At 71.7% G+C, this 26,150-nt stretch carries 27 protein-coding genes; 10 read left to right on the forward strand and 17 right to left on the reverse strand.

Going from position 1 to position 26,150, the window contains the following annotated elements:
* Positions 1–133: 133 nt before the first annotated feature.
* The 5 genes from grxD to recQ form a co-directional block, all read right to left on the reverse strand.
* On the reverse strand, positions 134–472 hold the full coding sequence (gene grxD, locus BM419_RS18385) for a Grx4 family monothiol glutaredoxin (RefSeq protein WP_012318124.1): 339 nt from the start codon (positions 470–472) through the stop codon (positions 134–136).
* 39 nt (positions 473–511) lie between these two features.
* The gene (locus tag BM419_RS18390) at positions 512–1,006 is read right to left on the reverse strand and encodes a DUF29 domain-containing protein (protein ID WP_091927277.1); all 495 of its coding nucleotides are present in this window, start codon (positions 1,004–1,006) and stop codon (positions 512–514) included.
* A gap of 23 nt (positions 1,007–1,029) precedes the next feature.
* Positions 1,030–1,266, reverse strand: coding sequence for a BolA family protein (locus BM419_RS18395; RefSeq protein ID WP_007568343.1), 237 nt, complete (start codon positions 1,264–1,266; stop codon positions 1,030–1,032).
* 26 nt (positions 1,267–1,292) lie between these two features.
* Positions 1,293–3,518 (reverse strand): phosphoribosylformylglycinamidine synthase subunit PurL, encoded by a 2,226-nt coding sequence (gene purL, locus BM419_RS18400; RefSeq protein ID WP_091927278.1) that lies wholly within the window; start codon positions 3,516–3,518, stop codon positions 1,293–1,295.
* 154 nt (positions 3,519–3,672) lie between these two features.
* A complete protein-coding gene (recQ, locus tag BM419_RS18405) occupies positions 3,673–5,514 on the reverse strand; it encodes a DNA helicase RecQ (RefSeq protein ID WP_091927279.1) in 1,842 nt (613 codons plus the stop codon).
* Between the two features lie 83 nt (positions 5,515–5,597).
* Between recQ and BM419_RS18410 the strand changes: the two genes are divergently transcribed.
* Positions 5,598–5,837, forward strand: coding sequence for a type II toxin-antitoxin system VapB family antitoxin (locus BM419_RS18410; RefSeq protein WP_056523518.1), 240 nt, complete (start codon positions 5,598–5,600; stop codon positions 5,835–5,837).
* Complete coding sequence (locus tag BM419_RS18415) at positions 5,837–6,238, forward strand: type II toxin-antitoxin system VapC family toxin (RefSeq protein ID WP_091927280.1); 402 nt, start codon at positions 5,837–5,839, stop codon at positions 6,236–6,238. Before BM419_RS18410 ends, BM419_RS18415 begins: the two co-directional genes overlap by 1 nt.
* Before the next feature lie 4 nt (positions 6,239–6,242).
* Here the strand turns inward: BM419_RS18415 and denD are convergent, their stop codons facing one another.
* The 5 genes from denD to BM419_RS18440 all read right to left on the reverse strand — a co-directional run bounded on the left by denD (position 6,243) and on the right by BM419_RS18440 (position 11,650).
* Positions 6,243–7,220: a D-erythronate dehydrogenase gene (denD, locus tag BM419_RS18420; protein WP_091927281.1), complete on the reverse strand. Its 978-nt coding sequence runs from the start codon at positions 7,218–7,220 to the stop codon at positions 6,243–6,245.
* 26 nt (positions 7,221–7,246) lie between these two features.
* On the reverse strand, positions 7,247–8,521 hold the full coding sequence (gene otnK / locus BM419_RS18425; protein WP_091927282.1) for a 3-oxo-tetronate kinase: 1,275 nt from the start codon (positions 8,519–8,521) through the stop codon (positions 7,247–7,249).
* Positions 8,518–9,300, reverse strand: a complete 783-nt coding sequence (otnI, locus tag BM419_RS18430) for a 2-oxo-tetronate isomerase (protein WP_091927283.1) — start codon at positions 9,298–9,300, stop codon at positions 8,518–8,520. Before otnI ends, otnK begins: the two co-directional genes overlap by 4 nt.
* Positions 9,301–9,312: 12 nt before the next feature.
* A complete protein-coding gene (gene ltnD, locus BM419_RS18435) occupies positions 9,313–10,221 on the reverse strand; it encodes an L-threonate dehydrogenase (RefSeq protein ID WP_091927284.1) in 909 nt (302 codons plus the stop codon).
* Positions 10,222–10,327: 106 nt separating this feature from the next.
* Complete coding sequence (locus BM419_RS18440; RefSeq protein WP_091927285.1) at positions 10,328–11,650, reverse strand: MFS transporter; 1,323 nt, start codon at positions 11,648–11,650, stop codon at positions 10,328–10,330.
* A gap of 308 nt (positions 11,651–11,958) precedes the next feature.
* On the opposite strand from BM419_RS18440, the gene BM419_RS18445 reads away from it, so the two are divergent.
* Positions 11,959–12,966 carry a LacI family DNA-binding transcriptional regulator gene (locus BM419_RS18445; protein WP_091927286.1) on the forward strand — a complete coding sequence of 336 codons (1,008 nt, stop codon included), beginning with the start codon at positions 11,959–11,961 and terminating at the stop codon, positions 12,964–12,966.
* Positions 12,963–13,643 carry a 3-oxo-tetronate 4-phosphate decarboxylase gene (locus tag BM419_RS18450; protein WP_091927287.1) on the forward strand — a complete coding sequence of 227 codons (681 nt, stop codon included), beginning with the start codon at positions 12,963–12,965 and terminating at the stop codon, positions 13,641–13,643. Before BM419_RS18445 ends, BM419_RS18450 begins: the two co-directional genes overlap by 4 nt.
* A 151-nt stretch (positions 13,644–13,794) precedes the next feature.
* Here the strand turns inward: BM419_RS18450 and glyS are convergent, their stop codons facing one another.
* The 3 genes from glyS to BM419_RS18465 form a co-directional block, all read right to left on the reverse strand.
* Positions 13,795–15,894 (reverse strand): glycine--tRNA ligase subunit beta, encoded by a 2,100-nt coding sequence (gene glyS, locus BM419_RS18455; protein WP_091927288.1) that lies wholly within the window; start codon positions 15,892–15,894, stop codon positions 13,795–13,797.
* Positions 15,895–15,946: 52 nt separating this feature from the next.
* Entirely contained in the window at positions 15,947–16,390 is a 444-nt protein-coding gene (locus BM419_RS18460) for a DUF3828 domain-containing protein (protein WP_042671538.1), read from the reverse strand.
* Positions 16,391–16,644: 254 nt separating this feature from the next.
* A complete protein-coding gene (locus BM419_RS18465; RefSeq protein WP_042671539.1) occupies positions 16,645–17,553 on the reverse strand; it encodes a glycine--tRNA ligase subunit alpha in 909 nt (302 codons plus the stop codon).
* Between the two features lie 176 nt (positions 17,554–17,729).
* Here BM419_RS18465 and BM419_RS18470 point away from each other — a divergent pair, with 176 nt between their 5' ends.
* Together BM419_RS18470 and BM419_RS18475 are read left to right on the forward strand one after the other, a co-directional pair.
* Complete coding sequence (locus BM419_RS18470; protein WP_042671540.1) at positions 17,730–18,179, forward strand: GNAT family N-acetyltransferase; 450 nt, start codon at positions 17,730–17,732, stop codon at positions 18,177–18,179.
* Positions 18,180–18,328: 149 nt separating this feature from the next.
* A complete protein-coding gene (locus BM419_RS18475) occupies positions 18,329–18,607 on the forward strand; it encodes a hypothetical protein (RefSeq protein WP_020092471.1) in 279 nt (92 codons plus the stop codon).
* 15 nt (positions 18,608–18,622) lie between these two features.
* On the opposite strand, the gene BM419_RS18480 is transcribed toward BM419_RS18475, so the two are convergent.
* From BM419_RS18480 to BM419_RS18495, 4 genes are all read right to left on the reverse strand, one after another.
* Entirely contained in the window at positions 18,623–20,227 is a 1,605-nt protein-coding gene (locus BM419_RS18480) for a Na+/H+ antiporter (RefSeq protein ID WP_091927289.1), read from the reverse strand.
* Positions 20,228–20,345: 118 nt separating this feature from the next.
* Positions 20,346–20,858, reverse strand: a complete 513-nt coding sequence (locus tag BM419_RS18485) for an MmcB family DNA repair protein (RefSeq protein ID WP_091927290.1) — start codon at positions 20,856–20,858, stop codon at positions 20,346–20,348.
* A 114-nt stretch (positions 20,859–20,972) separates the two neighbouring features.
* Complete coding sequence (locus tag BM419_RS18490; protein WP_091927291.1) at positions 20,973–21,749, reverse strand: cobalamin-binding protein; 777 nt, start codon at positions 21,747–21,749, stop codon at positions 20,973–20,975.
* 33 nt (positions 21,750–21,782) lie between these two features.
* On the reverse strand, positions 21,783–22,304 hold the full coding sequence (locus BM419_RS18495) for a DedA family protein (RefSeq protein WP_056523547.1): 522 nt from the start codon (positions 22,302–22,304) through the stop codon (positions 21,783–21,785).
* Between the two features lie 136 nt (positions 22,305–22,440).
* Here BM419_RS18495 and pdxY point away from each other — a divergent pair, with 136 nt between their 5' ends.
* The 4 genes from pdxY (at position 22,441) to BM419_RS18515 (ending at position 26,119) form a co-directional block, all read left to right on the forward strand.
* The gene (gene pdxY / locus BM419_RS18500) at positions 22,441–23,289 is read left to right on the forward strand and encodes a pyridoxal kinase PdxY (RefSeq protein ID WP_091927292.1); all 849 of its coding nucleotides are present in this window, start codon (positions 22,441–22,443) and stop codon (positions 23,287–23,289) included.
* A gap of 54 nt (positions 23,290–23,343) precedes the next feature.
* Positions 23,344–24,228 carry a PhzF family phenazine biosynthesis protein gene (locus tag BM419_RS18505; protein ID WP_091927293.1) on the forward strand — a complete coding sequence of 295 codons (885 nt, stop codon included), beginning with the start codon at positions 23,344–23,346 and terminating at the stop codon, positions 24,226–24,228.
* Positions 24,221–24,955: an NUDIX hydrolase gene (locus BM419_RS18510; RefSeq protein ID WP_091927294.1), complete on the forward strand. Its 735-nt coding sequence runs from the start codon at positions 24,221–24,223 to the stop codon at positions 24,953–24,955. The genes BM419_RS18505 and BM419_RS18510 overlap by 8 nt, the downstream gene beginning before the upstream one ends.
* Positions 24,956–25,135: 180 nt before the next feature.
* On the forward strand, positions 25,136–26,119 hold the full coding sequence (locus BM419_RS18515) for an ABC transporter substrate-binding protein (RefSeq protein WP_091927295.1): 984 nt from the start codon (positions 25,136–25,138) through the stop codon (positions 26,117–26,119).
* Positions 26,120–26,150: the final 31 nt, after the last annotated feature.

The raw sequence follows: 26,150 nt of genomic DNA on the forward strand, positions 1-26,150 counted from the left end.
GAGCGAAGCAATCCAGCGGCGCCACGCCCGCCGAGCTCGCGCTGCCCTGGGTTGCTTCGCTGCGCTCGCAAAGACGGGCACGAAAAAGGGCGCCCGCGGGCGCCCTCATCCAATGTGCCGAGTCTCAAAAGAGTCAGGCGGCGGCGGTCTTCACCGGCACGCCCTTCTCGGACAGGAAGGTCTGCAACTCGCCCGACTGGAACATCTCGCGGGTGATGTCGCAGCCGCCGACGAACTCGCCCTTCACGTAGATCTGCGGGATGGTCGGCCAGTTCGAGAAGGCCTTGATGCCCTCCCGGATCTCCTGGTCGGCCAGGACGTTCACGCCCTTGAACGGCACGCCGAGGTAGTTGAGGATCTGCACCACCTGCCCCGAGAAGCCGCATTGCGGCATCTGCGGCGTGCCCTTCATGAACACCACCACGTCCTGGGAGGCGATCTCGTTCTGGATGGTCGTGTTGACGTCGGTCATCGCTCTGTCCTTGTTCGTCGGTCGTATGTGAGGTCTGATTCAGCGGCGCGCAACCGAAGCGGCGATCGTACGAAGTGCGCGCTCAATATCGAAAGTCTCGGTCAGCAGATCCTCAGGACGGATCGGGCAGGCTTCCGGCAGCCCCGGGAGCAGCGCGTTCCCATAGGCGCTAAGACCAGCCTCGGCAGCCGTGACGGCCGATTTCCAGATCCTGCTCCAGTTCAGCCTTTGCCGCATCGACGCTTCGTAGGCGTTCCAGGCGGTGATCTGGAAGGTCGCGACCTCCTCCCGCCAATGCAGGCTGGCCGGCGCGAGCGGGGCGGACGCGCGCTTGAGGAGGTGGGCGAGCGTCTGGATCAACAGCCCCTCGACGGCCAGCAGATGCGAACGCCCCTTGCTCTCGATCTCCTCGGCAACGTTCTCCCAATCGACCGCGTTCGATAACTCAGGCCGTTCAGCCAGCGCGCGCAGGGCCGCCGCCTGCTCCTCGGCCCAGGTCACGATGTCGTCGTCGTAGAGACTCGGTCGATCCATCGGGAGCGCTCCCGCGAGAAGGCTCAATCCTGCGGGACGCCCGTGGTCAGCGCAAGGGCGTGGAGCACGCCGCCCATCCGGCCCTGGAGGGCGCCGTAGACCATCTGGTGCTGCGCGACCCGAGTCTTGCCCTTGAAGGCCGCCGACAGGACGGTGGCGGCGTAGTGGTCGCCGTCGCCCGCGAGGTCGCGGATCTCCACCTGCGCGTCCGGCAGGGCCTCGCGGATCATGCGCTCGATCTCGCCCGCATCCATCGGCATCGGGAAACTCCTCGTCAGAACGGGGCTCAGGCGGCCGGCGCGGCCGGTTGGCTCGCCATGTAGTCGGGCAGCCAGCCCTCGTGCGCCGTATTCAGGTCGGCGAGCGATATGGTCTCGCCGCCCGGCAGGGTCAAACGGTCGGAGCCCGCGACGCCGACCGAGGCCGCGGCCACGCCCTGTGCCGCGGCAGCCGCGAGTAGATCGGTGGCCGCCTCCGGCCGCACCGCCAGCAGGTAGCGGCCCTGGTCCTCGCCGAAGAGGTAGGCGTGGGCCGGCAGGTCCACCGGCACGTCGGAGAGCGCCGCGCCGATCCGGCCCGCCATGGCCATCTCGGCGAGCGCGACGGCGAGGCCGCCATCCGCGAGGTCGTGGACCGTGTCGACGGTACCGGCCTGGATCAGGCCGCGGACGAAGTCGCCGTTGCGGCGCTCCAGGGCGAGGTCGACGGGCGGCGGCGCCCCCTCCTCGCGACCCTCGATCACCGACAGGTAGGCCGACTGACCGAGCCAGCCCTCGCTGTCCCCGATCAGCACCAGCACGTCGCCTTCGCGCTTCAGGGCGATGGTCGCGTGGCGCGCCACGTCGTCGAGCACGCCGACGCCGCCGATGGTCGGGGTCGGCAGGATGCCGACGCCGTTGGTTTCGTTGTAGAGCGAGACGTTGCCCGACACGACCGGGAAGTCGAGCGCCCGGCAGGCCTCGCCGATGCCCTGGAGGCAGCCGACGAGCTGGCCCATGACCTCGGGTTTTTCCGGGTTGCCGAAGTTCAGGTTGTCGGTGATGGCGAGCGGCTTGGCGCCGACCGCGGTGATGTTGCGCCACGCCTCGGCCACGGCCTGCCGGCCGCCCTCGACCGGGTCGGCCTCGCAGTAGCGCGGGGTGACGTCGCAGGTGAGCGCCAGCCCCTTCGGCCCGTCCTCGACCCGCACGATGGCGGCGTCGCCGCCGGGCTTCTGGACGGTGTTGCCGAGGATGAAGTGGTCGTACTGCTCGAAGACCCAGCGCTTCGAGGCGAGGTCGGGGGAGCCGACGAGGCGCTTCAGCGCGTCGGTGAGCGAGGCCGGGGCCGCCACATCGGCGGCCGCGATCACCGGCTGGTGCGTGTTGGCGAGGTGCGGCCGGTCGTAGAGCGGGGCCTCGTCGCCGAGCTCCTTGATCGGCAGGTCGGCCACGGTCTCGCCGTGCCATTTGATGACGAAGCGCAGCGTGTCGGTGGTCCGGCCGATCACCGCGAAGTCGAGGCCCCATTTCACGAAAATCGCCTCGGCTTCGGCCTCCATGCCGGGCTTGAGCACCATGAGCATGCGCTCCTGGCTCTCGGAGAGCATCATCTCGTAGGGGGTCATGCCCTCTTCGCGGGCCGGCACCTTGTCGATGTCGAGCTCGACGCCGAGGTCGCCCTTGGCGCCCATCTCCACCGCCGAGCAGGTGAGGCCCGCCGCGCCCATGTCCTGGATGGCGATGACCGCGCCGGAGGCCATCAGCTCCAGGCAGGCCTCCAGCAGCAGCTTTTCGGCGAAGGGATCGCCGACCTGCACGGTCGGGCGCTTCGACTCGGATTCCTCGTCGAACTCGGCCGACGCCATGGTGGCGCCGTGGATACCGTCGCGGCCGGTCTTGGAGCCGAGATAGACGATCGGGTTCCCGACGCCGGCGGCGGCCGCGTAGAAGATCCCGTCGGTGCGGGCGAGGCCCACAGCCATGGCGTTGACCAGGATGTTGCCGTCGTAGCGCTTGTGGAAGCCGGTCAGGCCGCCGACCGTCGGCACGCCGAAGGAGTTGCCGTAGCCGCCGACGCCCGCGACCACGCCCGAGACGAGGCTGCGGGTGCGCGGGTGGTCGGGGGAGCCGAAGCGCAGGGCGTTGAGCGCCGCGATCGGCCGCGCGCCCATGGTGAAGACGTCGCGCAGGATGCCGCCGACCCCGGTCGCCGCGCCCTGGTAAGGCTCGATGTAGCTCGGGTGGTTGTGGCTCTCCATCTTGAAGACGCAGGCGTGGCCGTCGCCGATGTCGATGACGCCCGCGTTCTCGCCCGGTCCCTGGATCACCCACGGCGCCGAGGTCGGCAGCCCGCGCAGATGCTTGCGGGAGGACTTGTAGGAACAGTGCTCGTTCCACATGGCCGAGACGATGCCGAGCTCGGTCAGCGTCGGGTCGCGCCCGATCAGGCCGCGGAAGCGTTCGTACTCGTCCGGCGTCAGGCCGTGCTGGGCCACGAGCTCGGGGGTGATCGGAACGTCGTTGCGGAACATGGGCGGTCTCGACGAGGGCGGTCCGGGAGCCCCGGCAGGGCCCTCGACCCGATGCGCGACCCGAACCGGGCCGCGCGCGGCGACGGTGACGGATTAGTGCGTTCCGCCACCGCGTTGCAATACGCCGGCCCTGCTGGCCGTGTATGGGTGCCGGTCACGCGGCCGGCGGATGGGCCAGAAAATCGGCGATCGCGGCCACGAACCTGTCGCCGTAGGCCTCGCGCTTGCGCTCGCCGACCCCGTGGACGGTGCGCAGCGCCCAGAGATCGACGGGCTTCTGGCGGGCCATCTCGATGAGGGTCCGGTCCGGGAAGACCATGAAGGCCGCGATGCCCTCGGCCCGAGCGAGCGTGGCGCGCAGGCCGCGCAGGTGCTGGAACAGCGCCTCGTCGGTCTCCGAGAGGGCGATCTCGCCGTCCTCGCGGGCGGCGGCCCGGCGGCGCTCGCGGGATTCGGTCTTCGGCTCCGGATCGGGACGGAGCTGGACCGGCTCCCGGCCGAACAGGATCGCCTCGCCCTTCTCGGTCATGGACAGGCCGCCGTAGCCGTCGGCGTTCTCGGCGATCGCCCCGGCGGCGAAGAGCTGACGCAGGATCGCCCGCCACGCCGCCACCGGCTTGTCCGCCCCGACCCCGAAGGTCTTGAGGCTCGCGTGGCCGTTGCGGCGGATCTGGTCGCTCTCCTTCCCGTGGACCACGTCGCAGATATAGGCCGCGCCGAAGCGCTGGCCGGTGCGCACGATCGCCGACAGGATCTTCTGGGCCGGGACCGTCCCGTCCACGAGGGTGACGCCGCCGCGGCACAGGTCGCAGCGGCCGCAAGCGCCGCTCGACTCGCCGAAATAGGCGAGCAGCGACTGGCGGCGGCAGGTGGCGCCCTCGCACAGGGTGATCATCGCCTCGAGCTTGCGCCGCTCGACCCGGCGGCGGTCGTCCGAGATCTCCTTCTCGTCGATCTGGCGGCGGCGAAGCGCCATGTCGTCGAGGCCGTAGAGGGTCAGGGTGTCGGCGGGCAGCCCGTCGCGGCCGGCGCGGCCGATCTCCTGATAGTAGCCCTCGACGTTGTTGGGCATGTCGGCGTGGCAGACGAAGCGCACGTCCGGCTTGTTGATGCCCATGCCGAAGGCGACGGTGGCGGTCATCACCACCCCGTCCTCCTGCAGGAACCGGTCCTGATTGGCCATCCGCGTCGCTTGGTCGAGGCCGGCATGGTAGGGCAGGGCGTCGAAGCCGTCCTTCCGGAGGGTTTCGGCGAGCTGCTCGGTGCGCTTGCGCGACGAGCAGTAGATGATCCCGCTCTCCGCGCGCCGGTGCTTCAGGAACCGCTCGATCTGCCGGGCCGGGTTGTCCTTGGGCTGGAAGGTCAGCCGGATGTTCGGCCGGTCGAAGGAGTGGACGAAGATCTTCGGGGGCCGGTCCTGCGGGAACAGGCGCTCCGCGATCTCGGCGCGGGTCGCGGCGTCGGCAGTGGCGGTGAGCGCCAGGGTCTGGACGTTGCCCAGCGCCGTCCGGGCGCGGGCGATCTCACGGTACTCCGGCCGGAAATCGTGCCCCCACTGCGAGACGCAGTGGGCCTCGTCGACGGCCAGCCGCCGGACGCCGGCGCCGCGCAGGGCGTCCATACAGCCGTCCATCAGCAGGCGCTCGGGGGAGACGAACAGGAGCCGCAGGTCGCCGGAGCGCAGGGCGCGCCACGTCTCGCGGGACTCGGATTCCCCGACCGTCGAGTTCAGGGTCGCGGCGCGGATGCCGACGCTGCGCATCTGCTGGACCTGATCGTGCATCAGCGCGATCAGCGGCGAGACCACCACGGTGAGCCCCGGATCGACCAGCGCCGGGAGCTGGTAGGTCATCGACTTGCCCGAGCCCGTGGGCATCACGGCGAACACGTCGGTCCCGTCGAGCACCGCGCCGATCACCTCGTCCTGGCCGGGGCGGAAATCCTCGTAGCCGAACGTCTTCTTCAGCGCGGCGCGGGCCTCGTCGAGGCGGGTCATCGGGATCCTTGATCGGGTGTCTGCACCGGGCTTGCGGCGCGGATGTGTAGACACTAGCCTCAGCTGTCTACACGGAGGCGATCGTGCCGCTCAACATCCGCAGCGAAGTGGTGAATCAGCTGGCCGAGAAGCTGGCATCGCGGGCCGGCGTGAGCAAGACCGAGGCGGTGCGGATCGCGCTTCAGAACGAGCTGGATCGGCGGGAAGAGTCGCTGACCGAATTTCTGGAGAAGATCCGCCCGATACAGGAGGCCCTTGCCGCCTACCCGAAGACCGGCCTCAAGGCCGACAAGACCTTCTACGACAGCCTCTATGAGGACTGATGTTCATCGATGCCTCGGCGCTGGTGGCGATCCTGTGCCAGGAGCAGGGATATGAACGGGTGGCAGATTGTCTCCGCCAAGCTCCGCATCGTCTGACCAGCGCCCTCGCCCAGTTCGAGGCTGTCGTGGCGGTGGCTCGCATTCGGTCGCTGCCGCCTGAGACCGCCGAGAGACTCGTGAACAGCTTCCGCGAGACGGTCGGTATTGGGATGGTCTCCCTCGGCCTTGCCGAAATCCGCATCGCCGTTGCGGCCCATGCCCGCTACGGCAAGGGCCGCCACCCGGCGCGCCTGAACCTCGGCGACTGCTTCGCCTATGCCTGCGCACAGGTGCACGGCGTGCCGCTGCTCTATGTCGGCGACGATTTCCCGCAGACCGACATCCGCTCCGCCCTCGCCTGAGGCTTCAGCCCCCGTGGAACTCGGCCACGTGCTGGGCCACGATCGCGTCGAAGGATTCATCCGCCCGGAAGCCCAGGGCCAGGGCGGCCTCCGGCTCGAACGCCTCCGGCCAGGAGCCGACGATCCGCGCGATGGTGGCGTCGGGTTCGTGCCGGATCAGCGCCACGGCCTTGTCGCCCGCCGCGCGGCGCAGAGCCTCGATCTCCTCCGCCACCGTCGCCGAGACGCCCGGCATGGTCAGGCTGATCCGCGGGCCGATCGCCGCGAGGTCGAGCCCGGCCGCGTGCGTGAGGAAGCCCACCGCCGCCGCAGGGCTGGCGAACCAGTGCCGGACCGTGTCGGGCACCGTCAGGATCGCCTCCTGGCCGGCGAGCGGCTCGCGGATGATGCCCGAGAAGAAGCCCGAGGCCGCCTTGTTGGGCTTGCCCGGCCGTACGCAGATCGTCGGCAGCCGCAGGCCGATCCCGTCGAGGAAGCCGCGGCGCGCGTAGTCGGCGAGCATCAGCTCGCCCATGGCCTTCTGGACCCCGTAGGAGGAGGCCGGGCGCAGGATGTGGTCGTCCGGGATGACCTTGGGGAAGGGCGGCCCGAACACCGCGAGTGAGGAGGTGAAGACCAGCTTCGGCCGGTAGCCGTCCGCCGCGCTGGCCGCCCGGATCGCGTCGAGGAGCAGGCGGGTGCCGTCGAGGTTGACCCGGTAGCCCAGCTCGAGGTTCGCCTCGGCCTCGCCGGAGACCACGGCTGCGAGGTGGAAGATGACCCCCGGCCGCTCGGCGATGGTGGCCTCGGCGGCGCCGGGCGCCGTGAGGTCGGCGGCCTCGGCCCGCACCGGGCCGGAGAAGCCCTCGGGCGCCGACGGCGGGACCACGTCGAGGAGCGTGAGGGCGGTGAGCGGCTGCCCGCCGACCCGGCCATCCCTCACCAGGGCGTCCACGAGGCGGCGGCCGATCATGCCGGCGGCGCCGAGAATCAGGGCGTGCATGGAAAACCTCCCGTCGGGTTGTGGCGTCAGGCCATCATGTCGAGGGCGCGGCCGAAGAAGTCGGCGCCGCCGAAATTGCCGGATTTGAGGGCGAGCAGCATCGGCTCGGGCCGGCCCGCCGTGCGCAGCACCGGCACGCCCGCGGCGATCTCCGGCCCAAGCAGGAAGGCGGTGAGGCCCAGCCGGTCGACCACCGCGCCGGAGGTCTCGCCGCCGGCGACGACGAGCCGGCGCACCCCGCGGGCGACGAGGCCCTCGGCGATCGCTGCCAGCGCCGCCTCGATGGCGTGGCCGGCCGCATCGACGCCGTGGGCGGCCTGGAGCGCGCGCACCGCTTCGGGCGGCGCCGAGGTGGCGATCAGCACCGGGCCCGAGGCCAAGTGCTCCTCCGCGAACGCCAGGGCCTCAGCGACCACGTCGTCGCCCGCGAGCAGCCGCACCGGGTCGAGGCGCAGCACCGGCATGATCGCCTCCGCGGCGGCGACCTGCTGGAGGGTCGCCTGCGAGCAGCTGCCGGCGAGGCAGGCGGAGGCGCCGCCCACCGGCTCGCCCACGGCCGCGCCGGCGGCGTCCTGGGTTCCCCGCCCGTCGGCCGCGAGCGCCCGGGCGAGGCCGAGGCCGAGGCCGGACGCGCCGACCGAGAACTTGCGGCCGACGATCGCCCGGCCGAGCACCTCGAGGTCGCTGTCGAAGATCGCGTCCGCGATGGCGGCGCCCTTGCCCTCCTGCGCGAGGGCGTCGAGGCGGGCGGCCACGGCCTCCGCGCCCCTCGCCACCGTGGCGGTGTCGATCAGGCCGACGGGACTGCCGCTCTGGCGCCCGAGCACGCGCACGAGGTTGGCGTCGCGCATCGGGTTGAGCGGGTGGTCCTTGAGCGGGCTCTCGTTCAGCGGCACCGAGCCGACGAACAGGTTGCCCTGGTAGACGCTCCGCCCCGTCTCGGGGAAGGCCGGGGTGACGAGGGCGACGGTCTCGCCCGCCTCCGCCCGCAAGGCGTCCATCACGGGACCGATATTGCCCGCATCGGTGGAGTCGAAGGTCGAGCAGACCTTGAACATCACGTGGGCCGCGCCCCGGGCCCGCAGCCAGGCTTCCGCCTCGCGGGAGCGCGCCACGGCCTGGTCGGCGGGGATCGAGCGGCTCTTGAGGGCCACCACCACCGCGTCGGCCTCCGGCAGCGACCGGCCGTCCTCAGGCACGCCGATGGTCTGGATCGTGCGCAGGCCCGCCTTGGTCAGCGTGTTGGCGAGGTCCGAGGCGCCCGTGTAGTCGTCGGCGACGCATCCCAGCGCGAGGCTCATCGGGCGCTCCCCTTGTAGGCGGCGAGCCAGCCGAGGCCCGCGACGGTGTCGGCGGCCGGAATGTACTCGCAGCCGACGAAGCCGCGGTAGCCGAGCCGGTCCAGCTCGTCGAACAGGAAGAAGTCGGCCATCTCGCCGGTCCCGGGCTCATGCCGCTCGGGCACGCTCGCGGTCTGGACGTGGCCGATGAGCGGCATCAGGGCGCGCAGCCGCACGGTCACGTCGCCGTGCAGGATCTGGCAGTGGTAGAGGTCGAACTGGAGCTTCAGGTTCGGCAGGGCGAGGTCGCGGATCAGGTCGGCCGCGCGGCCGAAATCGTTGAGGAAATAGCCCGGCATGTTGCGGCCGTTGATCGGCTCCAGGACGAGGTCGAGGCCGACCGGCGCCAGCCGCTCCGCCGTCCAGGTCACGGCCCGGCGGTAGGATTCGACCGCCCTGGGATCGTCCCAGGGGGCGAGGCCCGCCATGAGGTGGAGCCGGCCGACGCCGGTCGCCTCGGCGTAGCGGAGCGCCGTGTCGACCCCCGCCTTCAGCTCGTCGAACCGCTCGGGAAAGGCCGCGATCCCGCGCTCGCCCTGGGCGAAGTCGCCCGGCGGCAGGTTGAACAGGGCCTGGGTCAGGCCGTTCGCCCGGAGCCGCGCGCCGATGTCGTCCGGCGCATGCTCGTAGGGGAACAGGAACTCGACGGCGTCGAACCCGGCCCGGGCCGCGGCCTCGAACCGGTCGAGGAACGGCACCTCGTTGAACATGAGGCTCAGGTTGGCGGCGAAGCGCGGCATGGTTCTGTCCCCTCAAGCTTTCTCGGGCAGCTTCGCCCCCGAGACCTGGGCGTAGAGCCGCGCCACCGAGGCGTCGTCGTCCCGACCCATGCCGGCGCCCGACGCCATCAGGAACATCTGCAGGGCCGCCGCCGCCACCGGGACTGGGTACTTCTCGGCCCGGGCCATGTCCTGCACGATGCCGAGATCCTTGACGAAGATGTCGACCGCGCTCTTCGGGCTGTAGTCGGCGTCGAGGATGTGCGGCACCCGGTTCTCGAACATCCACGAATTGCCGGCCGACTTGGTGATCACCTCGTAGACGCGCCGGAGGTCGAGCCCCTGCTTGGCCGCGAAGGCCATCGCCTCCGAGGCGGCGGCGATGTGAACGCCCGCGAGCAGCTGGTTGATCATCTTGAAGGCCGCGCCCTGGCCGGCGGCGTCGCCGAGCTCGTAGAGCGTGCCCGCCATGGCATCGAGGGCGGGCCGCGCCTTCGCGAAGGCCGCCGCCGAGCCCGAGGCCAGGAAGGTGAGGCCGCCCTCAGCCGCGCGTGCGGCGCCGCCGCTCATCGGGGCGTCGAGGTAGTGGCGGCCGGTGGCCTCCAACCGCGCCGCCAGCGCCCGGGCGACGGCCGGGTCCATGGTGGCGGAGGAGACGAACACCGCACCCTCCGGCATCGCGGCGGCGGCGCCGTTCTCGCCGAACAGGACCGCCTCGGTCTGGGCGGCGTTGACCACCACGCTCACCACCACGTCGGCGTCCCGCGCCGCCTCGGCGGGGTTCGCGGCGCCCCGGCCGCCGGCGGTCGCGAAGCGCGCCACCGCCTCCGGGTTCACGTCGCAGGCGGAGACCGCGAAGCCCGCCCGCAGGAGCGAGCCGGCCATCCCGGAGCCCATGGAGCCCAGGCCGATCACCGCGGCGCGGGGTGTTGCGTTGGTCATCGGGGACGGCTCCTGAAGCTGGGAAAGGGCGCCTCGGCGTCGCCGCTCGAAGCGCGGGTCCCCTCTCCCGTGCGGGAGAGGGGCCAAGTCGCGCCTGGATCAGAGGTCAGCGGTTGACCATCCGGGCGGGTGTGACGAACACGCAGACCGCGCCGACCACCAGCATGGCGGCGAGCGCGTAGAGGCCCGTGGCGGTGCTGCCGGTGGCATCCCGCAGGGCGCCGATCACGTAGGGGCTGACGAAGCCCGCGAGGTTCCCCACCGAGTTGATCAGCGCGATGCCGGCCGCCGCGCCCGCGCCGCTGAGGAACGCCGTGGGCAGCGACCAGAACAGGGGCGAGCAGGTCAGCACGCCGGCCGCCGCCACCGACAGGGCCGCGATGGCGAGCGTCGTCGAGCCGGCATTGGCCGAGACCACGAAGGCGACCGCGCCGATCAGCGCCGGGATGATCAGGTGCCAGCGGCGCTCGCGCATCCGGTCGGCGGAGCGGCCGAGCAGGATCATCACGATCGCCGCGCAGACGAACGGGATCGCGCTGATCAGGCCGATGTTGAAGTTGCCCTGCACGCCCGACGCTTTGACGATCGTCGGCATCCAGAAGGTCAGCCCGTACTGGCCGGTGACGAAGGCGAAGTAGATCAGGCTCATGAACCACACGCGGCCGTTGCGGAACACGGTGGCGATGGAGTGTGGGCTCGATTCCTTACCCTGGTTGTCGGCCGCGATGTCGCGCTCGAGGAGCTGCTTCTCGGAATCCGTCAGCCACTTGGCCTCGGCGGGGCGGTTGTCGAGGTAGAAGAACACCGCGAGGCCGATCAGCACCGCCGGCACCGCCTCGATCAGGAACATCCACTGCCAGCCCGACAGGCCGTGGGCGCCGTTGAACGCGTCCATGATCCAGCCGGAGAGCGGGTTGCCGAAGATGCCGGAGATCGGGATCGCCGCCATGAACACGGCGATCACCCGGGCCCGGCGATGGGCCGGGAACCAAGAGGTCGTGTAGAGGATGACGCCCGGGTAGAACCCGGCCTCGGCGAGACCGAGGAGGAAGCGCATTCCGTAGAAGCTCCACTCGGAGTTCACGAACAGGAACGCCCCGGAGATCACCCCCCAGGTGATCATGATCCGGGCGATCCACACCCGGGCGCCGACCCGGTGCAGGATCACGTTCGAGGGCACCTCGAACAGGAAGTAACCGAGGAAGAAGATGCCGGCGCCGAGACCGTAGACCGTCTCGGAGAACTTCAGCTCCTGGGACATCTGGAGCTTGGCGAAGCCGACATTCACCCGGTCGAGATATGCCACGACGTAGCAGAGCATCAGGAACGGCACGAGGCGCCAGAACACCTTCGCGTAGGTGCGGTCGGCGAAGGACTTCTCGTCCGCGGGTGCGGTGGCGCCCCCCAGCGGGGCGGCTTGAACCGACATGGCGTACTCCCTGGTCCGGGCCGCACGGCTGCCGGACATTGCTCTTCACCGCTCGTCGGGCGGCGCTGGGGCGGTGCCATATCGCCTTTTGGCAGCGCTGCCAATCCGGTTGTGCGAGATAATGCAGGCCGCTATGTCAGTCGTGGATCGACGCGGACGGTCTTCCCATTCCTGCCTTATGCCGAGGCGCCGCAGCGTGGCGGAGGCCTCCTTCGGGGCCCGCTTCGCGGTCGTCTCAGGATGAGGGAAGGACGCCGGGAGGTTCGACGGGCGTCGTGAAAAAAAAACCGCGCCGGGAGAGCGGGGCCATGGACGACATCCAGCCGCCGGGGCGGCTCGTCACCCTCACCGACGTCGCCCGCGAGGCCGGGGTCGGCGAGAGCACGGTCTCGCGGGTCCTGCGCAACCACGGCTCCTACTCCAAGCGCGCCGGCGAGCGGGTGGCGGAGGCGGTCGCCCGTCTCGGCTACGTTCCGAATCGCCTCGCCGGCAGCCTCGCCGGCCACGGGGCGAGCGCGCGGCTCGTGGGGGTCGTCATCCCGTCGCTCGCCAACGTGGTCTTCCCCGACCTACTGCGCGGCCTCACCGCCGCCCTCGACGCCGACGGCATCCCCTGCGTGATCGGGGTGAGCGACTACGACCCGGACCGGGAGGAGGCGCTGGCCGCCGCGCTCCTCTCCTGGCGGCCGGCGGCGCTGCTGCTCACCGGGCTGGAGCACAATCCCGGGACGGTGGCCCTGGCGAAGGCCGGGGGCGTGCGCGTGGTCGAGATGATCGACACGGATGGGGAGGGGATCGACGCCGTGGTCGGCTTCTCCAACCGGGCCGTGGGGGCGGCGAGCGCGCGCCACCTCGTGGCGCGCGGGTACCGGCGGATCGGCTATCTCGGCCACGACCTCGCGGTCGACCTGCGCGCGGGCAAGCGGCTCGCCGGGTTCGAGGCCGCGCTCGGGCAGGCGGGTTTGGCGCTCCACGGCAAGGAGATCCGGACGGGACCGTCCTCGCCGGCCTCGGGCCGGGCCGGGCTGGAGGCGCTGCTGGCGCGCGTGCCCGATCTCGACGCGGTCTACTTCTCCAACGACGACATGGCGCTCGGCGGCTACTTCGCCTGCCTAACGGCGGGGCTGGCGGTGCCGGGACGGATCGCGCTGTTCGGCTTCAACGGGCTCGACTTCGCGGCGGCGATGCCGCAGCCCCTGTCTACGGTGCGCACGCCGCGCCTGGAGATCGGCCGGCAGGCCGCCGCCTGCCTGACCGGCGCAGGCCCGAGGAAAATCGATCTCGGATTCGAGCTGATCGAGGGAGCGACCGCATGAGCGACGAGAGCCGGCTGCGCGAGGAGATCTGCCGCTACGGTCGCTCGCTGTTCGAGCGCGGCTTGACGCCGGGCTCGTCCGGCAACATCTCGCTGCGCCTGCCCGACGGCGGCTGGCTGGTCACGCCGACCAACGCGTCGCTCGGGTTCCTCGACCCGGCGCGGATCTCGCGGCTGGACGATGCGGGGCGGCTGGTCTCCGGCGACAAGCCCACCAAGGAGATCCCGCTGCACAGCGCACTCTACGAGAGCCGGAACGAGGCGAAGGCCATCGTCCACCTGCACTCGACCCACGCGGTGGCGGTCTCGATGCTGCCGGAGGTCGACCCCAGGCAGGTGCTGCCGCCGCTGACGCCCTACTACCTGATGCGGACCGGCGGCACGGCGCTCGTGCCCTACTATCGCCCGGGCGACCCGGCCGTGGCGGACGCGATCCGGGGCTTGGCGGGGAAGTACAGCTCGGTGCTGCTCGCGAATCACGGCCCGGTGGTGGCCGGCGACAGCCTGGAGGGCGCGGTCTTCGCCACCGAGGAGCTGGAAGAGACCGCCAAGCTCTACCTGCTCCTGCGCAACCTCAACCCGCGGCAGCTGAGCCCCGGGCAGGTGGCCGATCTGGTGAGCCATTTCGGCCTGACCCTGCCGGAGCCGGACGACCATGCCGGCCACGATCACGGGTGAGGGCGGTGGGTCCGCTCTCCCATCAGACCCGCTCATCCTGAGGTGCGAGCGCAGCGAGCCTCGAAGGAGCCCTCCTTCGAGGCCTCCGCGACGCTCCGGCACCTCAGGATGAGGGGGGGGATGGTAGGATGGGGCTGCGGTGGTCTGCGCCTCACCCCTCGATCTTCGCGAACTCCGCAACTTCCCGCGTCGCGGCGCGCAGCGCGTTGAGCAGGGCCAAGCGGTTCTCGCGGAGCTTCGGGTCTGGGGCGTTGACGGTCACGTCCTGGAAGAACGCGTCGACCGGCGCGCGCAGCGTCGAGAGCGCCTGCATCGCCCCGGCGAAATCCTCGCGGGCGATGGACGCCGAGGCGGTCTCCCGCGCCTTCGCCAGGGCCTCGGCCAGGGCGCGCTCGGCCGGCTCACCCGCGGCAGCGAGAGCGGCGTCCGGCGCGGAATCGTAGGCGCGGCCGTCCTTCTTCTCCTCGATCCGCAGGATGTTGGCCGCACGCTTGTAGCCCGCGAGCAGGTTCTTGCCGTCCTCGGTGTCGAGGAACTGGCCGAGCGCCTCGACGCGGCGCACGACCATCAGCAGGTCGTCCTGGCCGGGGAGGGCGAAGACGGCGTCGATCAGGTCGTGGCGGGCGCCCTGATCGCGGAGATAGACCTTCAGGCGGTCGGCGAGGAAGCCGAGGAGATCCCGCGCGTCGGCACCGGCCCGCCCGGCGAGGCCGCGATCCGCCGCGCCGACCTGCTCCAGCAGCCGCAGGCGCAGGCCGCGGTCAAGGATCAGCCGGATCACGCCCAGCGCCGCCCGGCGCAGGGCGAACGGATCCTTGCTGCCCGTGGGCTTCTCGTCGATCGCCCAGAAGCCCGCGAGCGTGTCGAGCTTGTCGGCGAGCGCCACCGCGATCGAGACCGGATCGCTCGGCACCCGGTCGGAGGGGCCGAGCGGCTTGTAATGCTCCTCGATGGCCGCGCAGACGCTGTCGTGCTCGCCCTGGAGCGCCGCGTATTTGCGGCCCATCAACCCCTGAAGCTCGGGGAACTCGCCGACCATCTCGGTGACGAGGTCGGCCTTGGCGAGGCGCGCGGCGCGCTCGGCGAGCGCCGGGTCGGCCCCCACCAGCGGCGCGAGGTCCTTCGCCAGGGCCGCGATTCGGGCGATGCGCTCGCCCTGCGTCCCGAGCTTCTCGTGGAAGACGATGGCGTCGAGCTTGGGCAGCCGGTCCTCCAGGCGGGTCGCCTTGTCGGTCTCCCAGAAGAACTTCGCGTCGGACAGGCGCGCCCGGACCACCCGCTCGTTGCCGGCGGTGATCGCTTGGCCACCGTCGGTGGCGACGAGGTTCGAGACCAGGATGAAGGCCGGAGCCAGGTCCTCCGAGCCGCCCTTGCGCAGCACGAAGCACTTCTGGTTCGCCCGGATCGTCGCCCGGATCGCCTCGGCGGGGATGTCGAGGAAGGACTCGTCGAACGAGCCCATCAGCACCACCGGCCACTCCACGAGGCCCGACACCTCCTCCAGCAGGCCCTCGTCCTCCACGAGGTCGAGGCCGCGGGCGAAGGCGAGGTCGCGGGCGTCGTGCAGGATCACGTCCTTGCGCCGGTCGGCGTCGAGGATGACCTTCGCGCGCTCCAGCGCCTGGATGTAGTCGTCGAACCGGCGCACCTCGATCGCCTCGGGGGCGAGGAAGCGGTGGCCGTAGGTCACGGTGCCGGCCGCAATCCCGGCGACCGAGACGGGGACCACCTCCGGCGTCTCCGTCTCGGGCCCGAAGGTCGCGACGATCGACTGCAGGGGGCGCACCCAGCGCAGCGAGCCCGGCTCGGCCGAGGCCGCGCCCCAGCGCATGGATTTCGGCCAGGGGAAGCTCTTGACGATCTCGGGCAGGAGTTCGGCGAGCACGTCGAGCGTCTCGCGGCCGGGCCGCTCGATCACCGCGAGGTAGAACTCGCCCTTCTTCGGGTCGGTGACGGTCGTGGCCTGGTCGAGGCTCGTCAGGCCCGCGCCCTTCAGGAAGCCCTGGACGGCCGCTTCGGGCGCGCCGACCCGCGGGCCGCGGCGCTCCTCGCGCACGGCCTCGCCCCGGGCGGGGAGGCCGGCAATGTGGAGCGCCAAGCGGCGCGGCGTCGAGAACGCCCGGGCGCCCTCGTACAGGAAGCCGCGCGCCACGAGGGCGTCGGTGACGAGCTTCTTCAGATCCTCCGCCGCGCGCCGCTGCATGCGGGCGGGGATCTCTTCCGAGCGGAGTTCGAGCAGGAGGTCGGGCATGGGGCGGCCATATCGCCGCGCCGCACCCCTGTCGAGGGTCGGCGCGCGGGGCTCAGCGCGACTCGCCCTTGAGGATGGTCGAGAGCTGCCACTTCCGGTCGCCGATCGCGTGGGCGTCGGAGACCTTCCAGCCGCCGTCCTCGCGCACGAGGTCGTACACGATGACGTTGGCGCCGTTGCCGCCCTTGCGCTCGACCGTGACCTTCGCCTGGTCCTTGCCCTCGGTGGCCTCCTTGAAGGTCAGGTTCTTCACCGTGTCGGGCTTCAGGGGCTCGCCGTTCAGGCGGTAGTCGAAATCGAGGTTGCCGGTGGCGCCGTTGGCCTGCTTCGCGTCGGCGTCGAACAGGCCCTGCAGGCGCTTCGAGTACACGGAGGAGTGATTCGGGTGCGGCTCGGCGTAGAGCTTCTTCACCGTGGCCTCAGGCCCGGGATCGGCCGCCAGCGCGGGGGCGAGGCCGAATCCGAGGAGGCTGAGGGCGAGGATCGTCTTCTTCATTGGGCATGTCCCGCGTCTGCGGACGCGCCGAGGCGCGCCGGTTGGCGGGGGTTGCAACGCGCGAGGGCTCAAGGGGCTCCGCGATGAGGGGCAGCTCCGTCATCGCGAGCACAGCGAAGCGACCCAGGGCGTCGGGACGTCTGGCAGCGAGGCGCGACCCTGGATTGCTTCGCTGCGCTCGCAAAGACGGCGGCGCATCCGGGCACTCCGGACTGCGTCGTCCGCAGCCGTCTGGTCGAGCGCCAGCGACGACCTCACGCCCCGCCGGCGGCGGTCCTCAACCACGCCGCGCCGCAGGCCTTGGCCAGTTCGCGCACGCGGAGGATGTAGCTCTGGCGCTCCGTCACCGAGATCACGCCGCGCGCGTCGAGCAGGTTGAACACGTGGCTCGCCTTGATGCACTGGTCGTAGGCCGGCTGCGCCATGCGGTGGCGTTCACCCTCCGCGTCCGGCGCGCCGGCCGCGAGGTAGGATCGGCAGGCGGCCTCCGCGTCGGTGAACTGGCGGAACAGCATCGCGGTGTCAGCCGCCTCGAAGTTGTGGCGGGAGTACTCCTGCTCGGCCTGCAGGAACACGTCCCCGTAGGTGATCCGGTCGGCGCCCTCGGCGCCGTTGAAGTCGAGGTCGTAGACGTTCTCGACGCCCTGGACGTACATGGCGAGCCGCTCCAGCCCGTAGGTCAGCTCGCCCGCCACCGGCGCGCACTCGAAGCCCGCGACCTGCTGGAAATAGGTGAACTGGCTGACCTCCATCCCGTCGCACCAGCACTCCCAGCCGAGGCCCCAGGCGCCCAGGGTCGGGCTCTCCCAGTCGTCCTCGACGAAGCGGATGTCGTGGAGCTTGAGGTCGACGCCGATGGCGGCGAGCGAGGCGAGGTAGAGCTCCTGCAGGTTCGGCGGGTTCGGCTTCAGGATCACCTGGAACTGGTAATAGTGCTGGAGCCGGTTCGGGTTCTCGCCGTAGCGGCCGTCCTTGGGCCGGCGCGAGGGCTGGACATAGGCTGCCTTCCAGGGCTTCGGGCCGAGTGCCCGCAGGGTCGTGGCCGGATGGAACGTACCGGCACCGACCTCCATGTCGTAGGGCTGGAGGATCACGCAGCCCTGCGCCGCCCAGAATTCCTGAAGCGTCAGGATCAGACCCTGGAAGGATTTTTTCTCGGACATCGGTCTCGGCGGCTCGGGATCGCGCGGCGGCTGGGGCCGCCGGCGGGCCGGTTTAGGTGCGGGCGGCCGGGGGTGCAAGGCGAAGGGTGTCGACCGAGGGGGCGGGGCGCGGGCAGCCCGGGTTGCCTACGCGGTGCCGATGATGGTCCGCTGGCTGCGCACCCACGGAGAGAATCATGGATCCTGACCTCGCGATCCGCCCGATCGGCCCCGGCGACCGGGACGCCTGGCTGCCGCTCTGGCGGGGCTACCAGTCCTTCTACAAGGTCGACCTGTCGGACGCGGTCACCGACACGACCTGGCAGCGCCTCAACGATCCGGCCGAACCGGTGGACGGCGCCCTGGCGTGGCGCGGTGCCGAGGCGGTCGGCCTCGTCCACCACATCCGCCACCGCTCGGCCTGGACGATCGGCGACTACTGCTACCTCCAGGACCTGTTCGTGGCGGACGGCACGCGCGGGCTCGGGATCGGCCGTCGGCTGATCGAGCACGTCTACGCGGCCGCGCAGGCCGCCGGCTGCTCGCGCGTCCACTGGCTGACGCACGAGACCAACGCGGACGCGATGCAGCTCTACGACCGGATCGCCGAGAAGTCGGGCTTCGTTCAGTACCGCAGGATCTTCTGAGCGCCGGCGCCCGACGTGCGCCGGGACACCCAAGCGTGGCGGTTTTTTGGCAATAAACCGGAACCGCCGAGCTGACGGCCAAGTTATCAGCGCAACAGGGGATCTCGGCACCTCAGCGCTGCCGAATACAGAACGTCGGACGACCCGTCATGTACAATGCTCGCATCCGCACCAGCTTCGGCCGCAAGAACATCGCCGTCTTCGCCGCGCTCGCCATCTCGTCGCTGGCCGCCACGCCCTTCGTGATGAGCGCCAGCCGTGCGCTCGCCACTTCCGAAGACCAGCCGGTGGCCGCCACCCTGCGGGTCGAGCCGGTAGAGGTCGCCCCCGTGGCGGCCGCGCCGAAGGCTGAGGGAAGCTGCCTGCGCAAGGTCCGGGTGGTCTACAGCGGCTACGGCCAGTCGGCGGACGGGTGCGCGGCCCACTGACGCCAGCGCCCCGACTCAGCCGTGGGCCGGTGCGGTCCCGGCCAGACGCTTGAGATGGAGTTCCTCCAAGTCGATCTCCGTCTCGAGCTGCCGCAGCACCGAGCTGTGGATCCGGTTCTGCCGGTGCAGGTCGATCAGGGCCGACCGGCCTGAGCGCACGGCGAGCAGGGCGGCGGCGAAGTGCTCGGTCTTCTCGGCCTCCAGCGCCGCCCGCTCGTCGCGGTCCCGCGAGGCCGCCCGCACCCGGCGACGGTACTCCTCCACGAGGCGCGGGTGCTTCAGCGCCCCGGTCTCGGCGAACACCAAGCCCTGTAGGGCGGCGAGCCCGGCCTCGTTCACGACGACGCGGGCCATCGGCGCGTCGAGGTGGCCCTCGGGGAGGTGCGCCGCGGGGTCGAGGCGGAGGCTTCGGATCAGCGGCCCCAGAGTCGTGCCCTGCACGAGCACGGTGAACAGGATCACCGCGAAGGCCGCGACCAGGATCGCGTCGCGGCCGGGGAAGTCCACCGGCAGCGCCAGGGCGGCCGCCAGGGTGACGACCCCGCGCATGCCGGCCCACCCGACGATCAGCGGAACGGCCGGGTTCGGGGCGGGCTCCTGCGCGCGGACCCGCGGCGACAGGAGCCGCCGCAGGTAGACGGCCGGGAACACCCAGAGCAGACGGGCGACGACGCAGGTCGCCGTGACGGCGAGCGCCAGCGGCAGCTCCGCCGCGAGCGCGCCCATCTGGCCGCCGGTCCGGGCGAGCACGCCGCGGAGCGCCAAGCCGATCAGCACGAAGACCAGGGCCTCCAGCACGAAGACCACGAACTCCCACACCGCCACGGAATGGCGGCGGGCATGCGCGTCGAAGGTCTCGTGCTCCCGGCCGCCCATCATCAGGCCGCAAGCGACCACGGCCAGAACGCCGGAGGCGTGGATCTCCTCGGCCGCGAGGTAGGCGACGTAGGCGGCGAGGAAGCTCAGCACCGTGATGGCGTTGGCGTCGTGCATCCGGCGTATCACCAGGGTCACCGCCACCCCGCACGCGATCCCGACCGCGACACCCGCCACCGCGAGCCACGCGAAGCTGCCGGCCGCCGCCCAGGCGCTGAAGGTGCCGGTGAGCGCCGCCGCCACCGCGAAGCGGTAGAGCACGAGGCCCGAGGCGTCGTTCACGAGGCTCTCGCCCTCCAGGACCGTGATCATCCGGCGGGGCAGGGCGACGCGCGCCAGCACCGCCTTGGCGGCGACCGCGTCCGGCGGCGAGACGATGGCGCCGAGGGCGAAGCAGGCGGGCCAGGGCAGGGACGGCACCACCGCGTGGGCGACGAGCCCGACCACGAGGGTCGTGAACAGGACCGCGCCGAGGGACAAGGACAGGATCGGGCCGAGGCTCGCGCGGAAGTCGCGCCAGACGGTGAAGTAGGCGGATTCGAGCAGGAGCGGCGGCAGGAACAGGACCATGATCAGGTCCGGATCGAGATCGAAGGCCGGCAGGCCCGGCACCACCGCCAGCGTCATGCCGCCGACGACGAGGGCGGCGGCCGGCGGGAAACCGAGGCGCCCGGCCGCCAGCGACAGCAGCAGGGCCGCGCCGAGGAGACCGAGGATCAGCTCGAACAGGGCGACGGATGTCATCGGTGGATCGGGCCCGGCGCCGGAGGCCCGGCAAGCTCGGCCGTTCTAGGACGTTTCCTTGTCGGATGAATACCGCGTCGGCCGAAGGTTCGCCGAGGGTCGCGGTGCGGGCCGCGCCCTAGAGTGCCCCTTCCCGCACGGCGCCCGGGTCGGCCAGCGCGTGCAGGATGCGCGCGGCGCTGTGGGCGAAGCGCAGCGTCACGGCCTTGCGGCGGGCGCCGCTCAGCGGGTGCTCCGGCGGCTCCCGCAGGATCCCGGCCCCGTAGGCGTCGGCGACGATCAGGCCGCACTCTTCCGGGATCAGCGACTCGGGCACGTCCTCCGGGATGGCGAAGAAGAACCGGTCGCAGAAGTCGCGGTAATCCGGCCATTTCCGGTCGGCGCGGAAATCGGCCACGCTCGACTTGATCTCCACGATGGTGAGCTTGCCGGCGCCGCAGAGCGCGATCACGTCGGCGCGGCGGCCGTTGACGAGAGAGAATTCCGGCAGGCTGACGCACCCCATCTCGGAGAACAGCCGGCGCACGCCGCGCTGGATGCGCAGGGCCGTGGGCGATTGCCGCCGGTCGGGCGGCAGCAGCGCCTCGACGGCCGGGGGCGCGGAATCGGGAAGGCCGAGGGAAGCGGACATCGAGCTCGGGGATGCGTCTGCGGGTGCGTCTGTACCGAATCGGGACATCCTGCCAAGTCGCGCCCGGTCCGTCACCTGCGGCGCGGCATCGCCCCACGCAACTCTTTAACGCGATTACCCGAGGCAGGCCCGGATCACGTCGAACCCGTCGGTGAGGGCGGCCGGGCCGGGCTGCAGGATCAGCGGCGACTTGATCTCGTGGATGCGCCCGTCGCGCACCGCCGGGATCGCCGCCCAGCCGGGCCGGGACCGGATGCGCTCGGCGTTGACCCGCTTGCCGCACCACGAGGCGAGGATCACGTCGGGCGCGGCCGCGATCACCTGCTCGGCGGTGACGATCCGGTCCTTCGCGGCCGGCTGGCGGCTCAGCTCTGGGAAGACGTCCCGGCCGCCCGCGAGGCCGATCAGGTCCGAGACCCAGCCGATGCCGGAGATCATCGGCGCGTCCCACTCCTCGAAGTAGACGCGCGGGGGCGGCCGCTCCCGCACCTCCGCGGCGGCCGCGGCCAGCCGCGCCTCGAGGCCCGCCGCCAGGGTCTCGGCCCGCTCCGGCAGGCCCACGAGGGCGCCGAGCGTGCGCACCATCGCGAGGCAGCCCGCCACGTCGCGCTGGTTGAACAGGTGGACCGCCACGCCCGCGCGGGCGAGGTCGGCGACGATGCCGGCCTGGAGGTCCGAGAAGGCCAGGACGAGGTCCGGCGCCAGCGCCAGGATCTTCGGAATGTCCGCACTGGTGAAGGCGGAGACGCGCGGCTTCTCCCGGCGGACCCGGGGCGGGCGCACCGCGTAGCCCGAGACGCCGACGATCCTGTCCTCCGCGCCCAGGAGGTACAGGGTCTCGACCGTCTCCTCGGTGAGGCAGACGATCCGCTCGGGCGGGAAGCGGCGCATCAGCGGTCGGGCCGGATCATCGGTCGAGCCGCATCACCGGTCGAGCCACGTGAGCAGCCCGGCCCCGGGGGCCAGAAGGACGAAGGCCCAGACCAGCGCGGAGGCGACGTTGGCCAGCTGGAACGGCAGCCGCGCCAGGCCGAGGATCCCGGCAAAGAGCGGGACCAGAGCGCGGGCCGGCCCGAAGAAGCGCCCCAGGGCCACCGCGGCGATGCCCCACCGGCCGATGAAGGCCTCGGCCTTGGCCATGAGCTCGGGATAGCGCCGCAGCGGCCACTTGGTCTTCGCCCCCGGCCCGAGCCAGCGCCCGGCCTCGTAGGAGATCCAGTCGCCGAGGGCGGCCCCGAGCGCCGCGGCGATCACCACCGGCCAGAACGGGATGTCGGCGCCGCCGACGAGGGCCCCGATGCCGACCAGGATCACGGTCGCCGGGACGAACAGCGACAGGATCGCGATCGATTCGCAGAAGGCGAGGCCGCCCGCGATGACCGGCGTCCAGGCCTTGTGCGCCTCCACGAAGGCGAGGGTCGAGGTGCGCAGGGCTTCGATGTCCATGGGGCTCCGAACGGGGCTGTAGGGATAGGGGGCGGGTTGGTCCCATCTGAGGCGCGCGGGGGAGGGCGGCAAGGGACAGGGGTGCGGCCGGCGCGGGAACCGGCTAACCGTAGCGGGACAACGAGCGAGTCCCGCGTTGAACGTCCTGTCGATCCAGTCCCACGTCGCCTACGGCCATGTCGGCAACGCCTCCGCGGTGTTCCCGATGCAGCGGCTCGGGGTCGAGGTCTGGCCGGTCCACACGGTGCAGTTCTCCAATCACACCGGCTACGGCGCGTGGCGCGGCCCTGTCTTCGACGCGGCGATGATCCGCGAGGTGGTGCGCGGCATCGGCGAGCGCGGGGTCCTGGGCGGCTGCGACGCGGTCCTGTCGGGCTACATGGGCTCGGCCGAGATCGGCGGAGCGATCCTGGAGGCAGTGGACGCCGTGCGCGCGGCGAACCCGCGGGCGCTCTACTGCTGCGACCCGGTGATCGGCGACGTCGAGGAGGGCGTCTACGTTCGGCCCGGCATCGAGGCGTTCCTGCGCGAGCGCGCGGTCCCGGCCGCCGACATCCTCACCCCCAACCAGTTCGAGCTCGGCCTGCTCACCGGCATGCCGAGCGGCACCCTGGCGGAGGCCGGGGCCGCGATCGCGGCGCTCCAGACGCGCGGGCCGCGGGTGGTCCTGGTCACCTCGGCGCTCTGCGCCGACACGCCCGCCGACAGCATCGACCTGCTCGCGGGCGCGGAGGGGCGGGTGTTCCGGGTCCGGACGCCGCGGCTCGCCATCGCGGTGAACGGGGCCGGCGACTGCATCGCGGCGCTGTTCCTGGTGCATTACGCCCGGACCGGCTCGGCCGAGGCGGCGCTGGGCGCGGCGGCGGCCTCGATCTACGGGCTGCTCAAGCGCACCGCCGAGGCGGGGTCGCGGGAGATCCTGACGGTCGCCGCGCAGGAGGAGTACGTGAACCCGAGCGCGCGGTTTCCGGTCGAGGCGGTCTGAGGCCCCCCGGCGAATCGCTCCGCCCAAGTCCGCAGAGAGCAAAGGATCGACACGATGGCGCGCCGCTTCGTCACCCTCGACGTGTTCACCGAGCGGAGGCTCGCCGGCAATCCCCTCGCCGTGGTGCTCGACGCGGAGGGGCTCGACACCGCAGCCATGCAGGCCATCGCGCGGGAGTTCAACCTGTCGGAGACGGTCTTCGTCCTTCCGCCCGCGGAGGCCCGGCACCGGGCGGCGCTGCGCATCTTCACCCCCGCCCGGGAGCTTCCCTTCGCCGGCCACCCGACGCTGGGCACCGCCGTGCTCCTGGCGCTGCAGGACCCGACACGGGGCGATGCCCGGGCCTTCGGCCTGGAGGAGGGGATCGGCATCGTCCCCTGCGTGGTCGAGACCCTGGCGGACGGGACCGGCGGCCGGGCCCGGTTCCGCCTCCCGGTCCTGCCGGACTACCTCGGTCCCGGCCCCGATCCCGCCGCGCTGGCGCGGCTCCTGGGCCTCGAACCCGGCGACATCGGCACCGGCCGGCACGCCCCGAGCCGCCACGGCGTGGGGCCGACCTTCACCTGCGTGCCGGTGGCGTCGGTCGCCGCCCTCGACGCCGCCCGGACGGCCCAGGCGCCCGATCCGGCCGACGGGCTCTACCTCTACGCCCCGGATCCCGAGGGCACCGGTCAGCGCTGGCGCGTCCGCATGTTCGCGCCGAATGTCGGCGTGCCGGAGGATCCCGCCACCGGCTCGGCGGCCTCCGCCTTCGCGGGGGTGCTGATGCAGTTCGAGGCGCTGGGCGACGGCACCCACGACGTGGCGATCCGCCAGGGCGAGGCGATGGGGCGGCCGAGCGACATCGCGCTCCAGCTCACGATCGCGGCCGGCGCCCTGCAGGGCGTCGAGATCGGCGGCGCCGCCGTGATCCTGTCGGACGGCAGCCTGCATGTCTGAAGGCTCCTCCGACGGCGTCTCCGACGGCTTCCGGATCACCCGCGTCGCGGAGGTGGCGGCGCGGTTCGTAGACCACGACTGGGCCTTCCCGCGCGTGCACGAAGCCGCCATCGCGGCCCACTGGCAGACCCGGCTGCGCCGCAGCCCCGGCATGTTCGACGGGACCGTCCTGCTGTGCTGCGACCACGCGGTCGCCGACGGGGTCGCCCGGCTCGACCTGTTCGCGACGCGCTACGCGACCTTCACCTACTACCGGGACAGGCCCCACCCCGATGCGCGCATCGCCAACGCCTTCGCGGCGATCGTGCCCTGGACGGCGGACGGCGCCGTCCTGCTCGGTGAGATGGGCGCCCACACGGCCAATGCCGGCCAGCTCTACTTCCCCTGCGGCACACCGGATCCGGACGACGTGCGCGGGGCGCAGGTCGATCTCACTGGCAGCGCCGCCCGGGAACTCGCCGAGGAGACCGGCCTCGCGCTGCCGGACGAGGCCGAGACGGACTGGGTGCTGCTGGAGGGGGAGGGCCAGCTCGCCTTCCTGCGGCCGGTGCGCTTCCCCGAGCCGGCCGCGCGGCTCGTGGCGCGGATCGCCGACCATCTCGGCGCCGAGGCCGAGCCGGAACTCGCCCGGATGCACGTGGTGCGGGGCCGCGACGACATCGACGCCGCGCGGATGCCGGGCTTCGTGCGGGCCTACCTGGCGGACGCGTTCCCGCCCGCCCGCTGACCGCCGCGGCGCGCGGGGAAAGACATTCGTCTCCCCGCGGAGGTCGATCGGATGTCATCTCGCGCATCGACCGCGGGAAATACAGATTTTCGTTTCATTGACCGCCCTGACGGCAAGCATAAACTTGGCTTTCCACAGAACAGAACCGCACAACGCGGGCAGCGGATCGCGGCAGGCCTCATGCTCATCGGATCTCACGCGCGTCCCGGCAGCCGCCGGCTCGCCGGAGCGCTGCTCGCCGCCGCACTGACGCTAGCCATGACGACGCTGGCCGCGGTGACCGCCAGCGCGGAGGAGGTCGTCTTGCGGGTCGGCGATCAGAAGGGCGGGAACCGGTCGCTCCTCGAGATCGCCGGCGACGCGAAGGATCTGCCCTACCGGATCGCGTGGTCGGAATTCCCCGCCGCCGCGCCGATCCTGGAGGCGCTCAACGCCGGCGCCCTCGATGTCGGCTACACCGGCGACCTCTCCTTCCTCACCGGCGTCGCGGCCGGGGCGCCGATCAAGGCGATCGGCGGCACCAAGTCGGATCCGCGGACGCAGGCGATCCTGGTCCGCGCGGATTCGCCGATCCGCTCGGCCGCCGACCTGAAGGGAAAGCGGCTCGCCGGCACTCGCGGCGGCTGGGGCCAGTTCCTGATCAGCGCGACGCTGGAGAAGGCCGGGATCGCGCCGTCCGAGGCCACGTTCGCGCCACTTAACCCGGTCGACGCCAAAGTCGCGCTGATGGCCGGCTCGGTGGATGCCTGGGCGGTCTGGGAGCCCTACGTCGCGTTCGCGACGCTCAAGGACAAGGCCCGGCCGATCGCGGACGGCGCCGGCCTCACGCCGACCATCACCTTCATCGTCGCCTCGGACAGCGCCATCGCCACCAAGCGGGCGGCCCTGCAGGATTTCCTGAGCCGCCTGAACCGGGCGCGGCTCTGGTCGCTGGACCACCTCGACGCCTACGCCCGGAACACGGCCGCGCTGACCAAGATGCCGGAGGACGTCCTGCGCGCGGCCTACACGGCGCAGCGGACGCGCCCGATAGCGCTCGACGAGGCCGTCGTCAAGGAGGTCCAGGACGCCTCGGACCGGGCGACACGGTACGGCATCCTGTCGAAGACGCTCGACGTCGGCCGGGCTGTGGACCGGAGCTTCACGGAAGCGGCTCTGAACTGAGGGAGGCGCGGTCGTCACGCCCCGCGATTTT

Origin of the sequence: Methylobacterium sp. yr668, assembly GCF_900116245.1 — a bacterium.
Classification (GTDB): Bacteria; Pseudomonadota; Alphaproteobacteria; order Rhizobiales; family Beijerinckiaceae; genus Methylobacterium.

Coding starts and splice junctions, on each gene's coding strand:
- BM419_RS18415 (WP_091927280.1), top strand. CDS start 5,837: ATGTTCATCGATGCCTCGGCGCTGGTGGCGATCCTGTGCCAGGAGCAG.
- BM419_RS18475 (WP_020092471.1), top strand. CDS start 18,329: ATGTACAATGCTCGCATCCGCACCAGCTTCGGCCGCAAGAACATCGCC.
- BM419_RS18490 (WP_091927291.1), bottom strand. CDS start 21,749: ATGCGCCGCTTCCCGCCCGAGCGGATCGTCTGCCTCACCGAGGAGACG.
- BM419_RS18390 (WP_091927277.1), bottom strand. CDS start 1,006: ATGGATCGACCGAGTCTCTACGACGACGACATCGTGACCTGGGCCGAG.
- BM419_RS18450 (WP_091927287.1), top strand. CDS start 12,963: ATGAGCGACGAGAGCCGGCTGCGCGAGGAGATCTGCCGCTACGGTCGC.
- BM419_RS18460 (WP_042671538.1), bottom strand. CDS start 16,390: ATGAAGAAGACGATCCTCGCCCTCAGCCTCCTCGGATTCGGCCTCGCC.
- BM419_RS18440 (WP_091927285.1), bottom strand. CDS start 11,650: ATGTCGGTTCAAGCCGCCCCGCTGGGGGGCGCCACCGCACCCGCGGAC.
- BM419_RS18480 (WP_091927289.1), bottom strand. CDS start 20,227: ATGACATCCGTCGCCCTGTTCGAGCTGATCCTCGGTCTCCTCGGCGCG.
- BM419_RS18470 (WP_042671540.1), top strand. CDS start 17,730: ATGGATCCTGACCTCGCGATCCGCCCGATCGGCCCCGGCGACCGGGAC.
- BM419_RS18505 (WP_091927293.1), top strand. CDS start 23,344: ATGGCGCGCCGCTTCGTCACCCTCGACGTGTTCACCGAGCGGAGGCTC.
- recQ (WP_091927279.1), bottom strand. CDS start 5,514: ATGACCCGCCTCGACGAGGCCCGCGCCGCGCTGAAGAAGACGTTCGGC.
- grxD (WP_012318124.1), bottom strand. CDS start 472: ATGACCGACGTCAACACGACCATCCAGAACGAGATCGCCTCCCAGGAC.
- otnK (WP_091927282.1), bottom strand. CDS start 8,521: ATGAGCCTCGCGCTGGGATGCGTCGCCGACGACTACACGGGCGCCTCG.
- BM419_RS18510 (WP_091927294.1), top strand. CDS start 24,221: ATGTCTGAAGGCTCCTCCGACGGCGTCTCCGACGGCTTCCGGATCACC.
- otnI (WP_091927283.1), bottom strand. CDS start 9,300: ATGCCGCGCTTCGCCGCCAACCTGAGCCTCATGTTCAACGAGGTGCCG.
- BM419_RS18445 (WP_091927286.1), top strand. CDS start 11,959: ATGGACGACATCCAGCCGCCGGGGCGGCTCGTCACCCTCACCGACGTC.
- BM419_RS18495 (WP_056523547.1), bottom strand. CDS start 22,304: ATGGACATCGAAGCCCTGCGCACCTCGACCCTCGCCTTCGTGGAGGCG.
- BM419_RS18515 (WP_091927295.1), top strand. CDS start 25,136: ATGCTCATCGGATCTCACGCGCGTCCCGGCAGCCGCCGGCTCGCCGGA.
- purL (WP_091927278.1), bottom strand. CDS start 3,518: ATGTTCCGCAACGACGTTCCGATCACCCCCGAGCTCGTGGCCCAGCAC.
- BM419_RS18465 (WP_042671539.1), bottom strand. CDS start 17,553: ATGTCCGAGAAAAAATCCTTCCAGGGTCTGATCCTGACGCTTCAGGAA.
- BM419_RS18395 (WP_007568343.1), bottom strand. CDS start 1,266: ATGCCGATGGATGCGGGCGAGATCGAGCGCATGATCCGCGAGGCCCTG.
- ltnD (WP_091927284.1), bottom strand. CDS start 10,221: ATGACCAACGCAACACCCCGCGCCGCGGTGATCGGCCTGGGCTCCATG.
- denD (WP_091927281.1), bottom strand. CDS start 7,220: ATGCACGCCCTGATTCTCGGCGCCGCCGGCATGATCGGCCGCCGCCTC.
- BM419_RS18485 (WP_091927290.1), bottom strand. CDS start 20,858: ATGTCCGCTTCCCTCGGCCTTCCCGATTCCGCGCCCCCGGCCGTCGAG.
- glyS (WP_091927288.1), bottom strand. CDS start 15,894: ATGCCCGACCTCCTGCTCGAACTCCGCTCGGAAGAGATCCCCGCCCGC.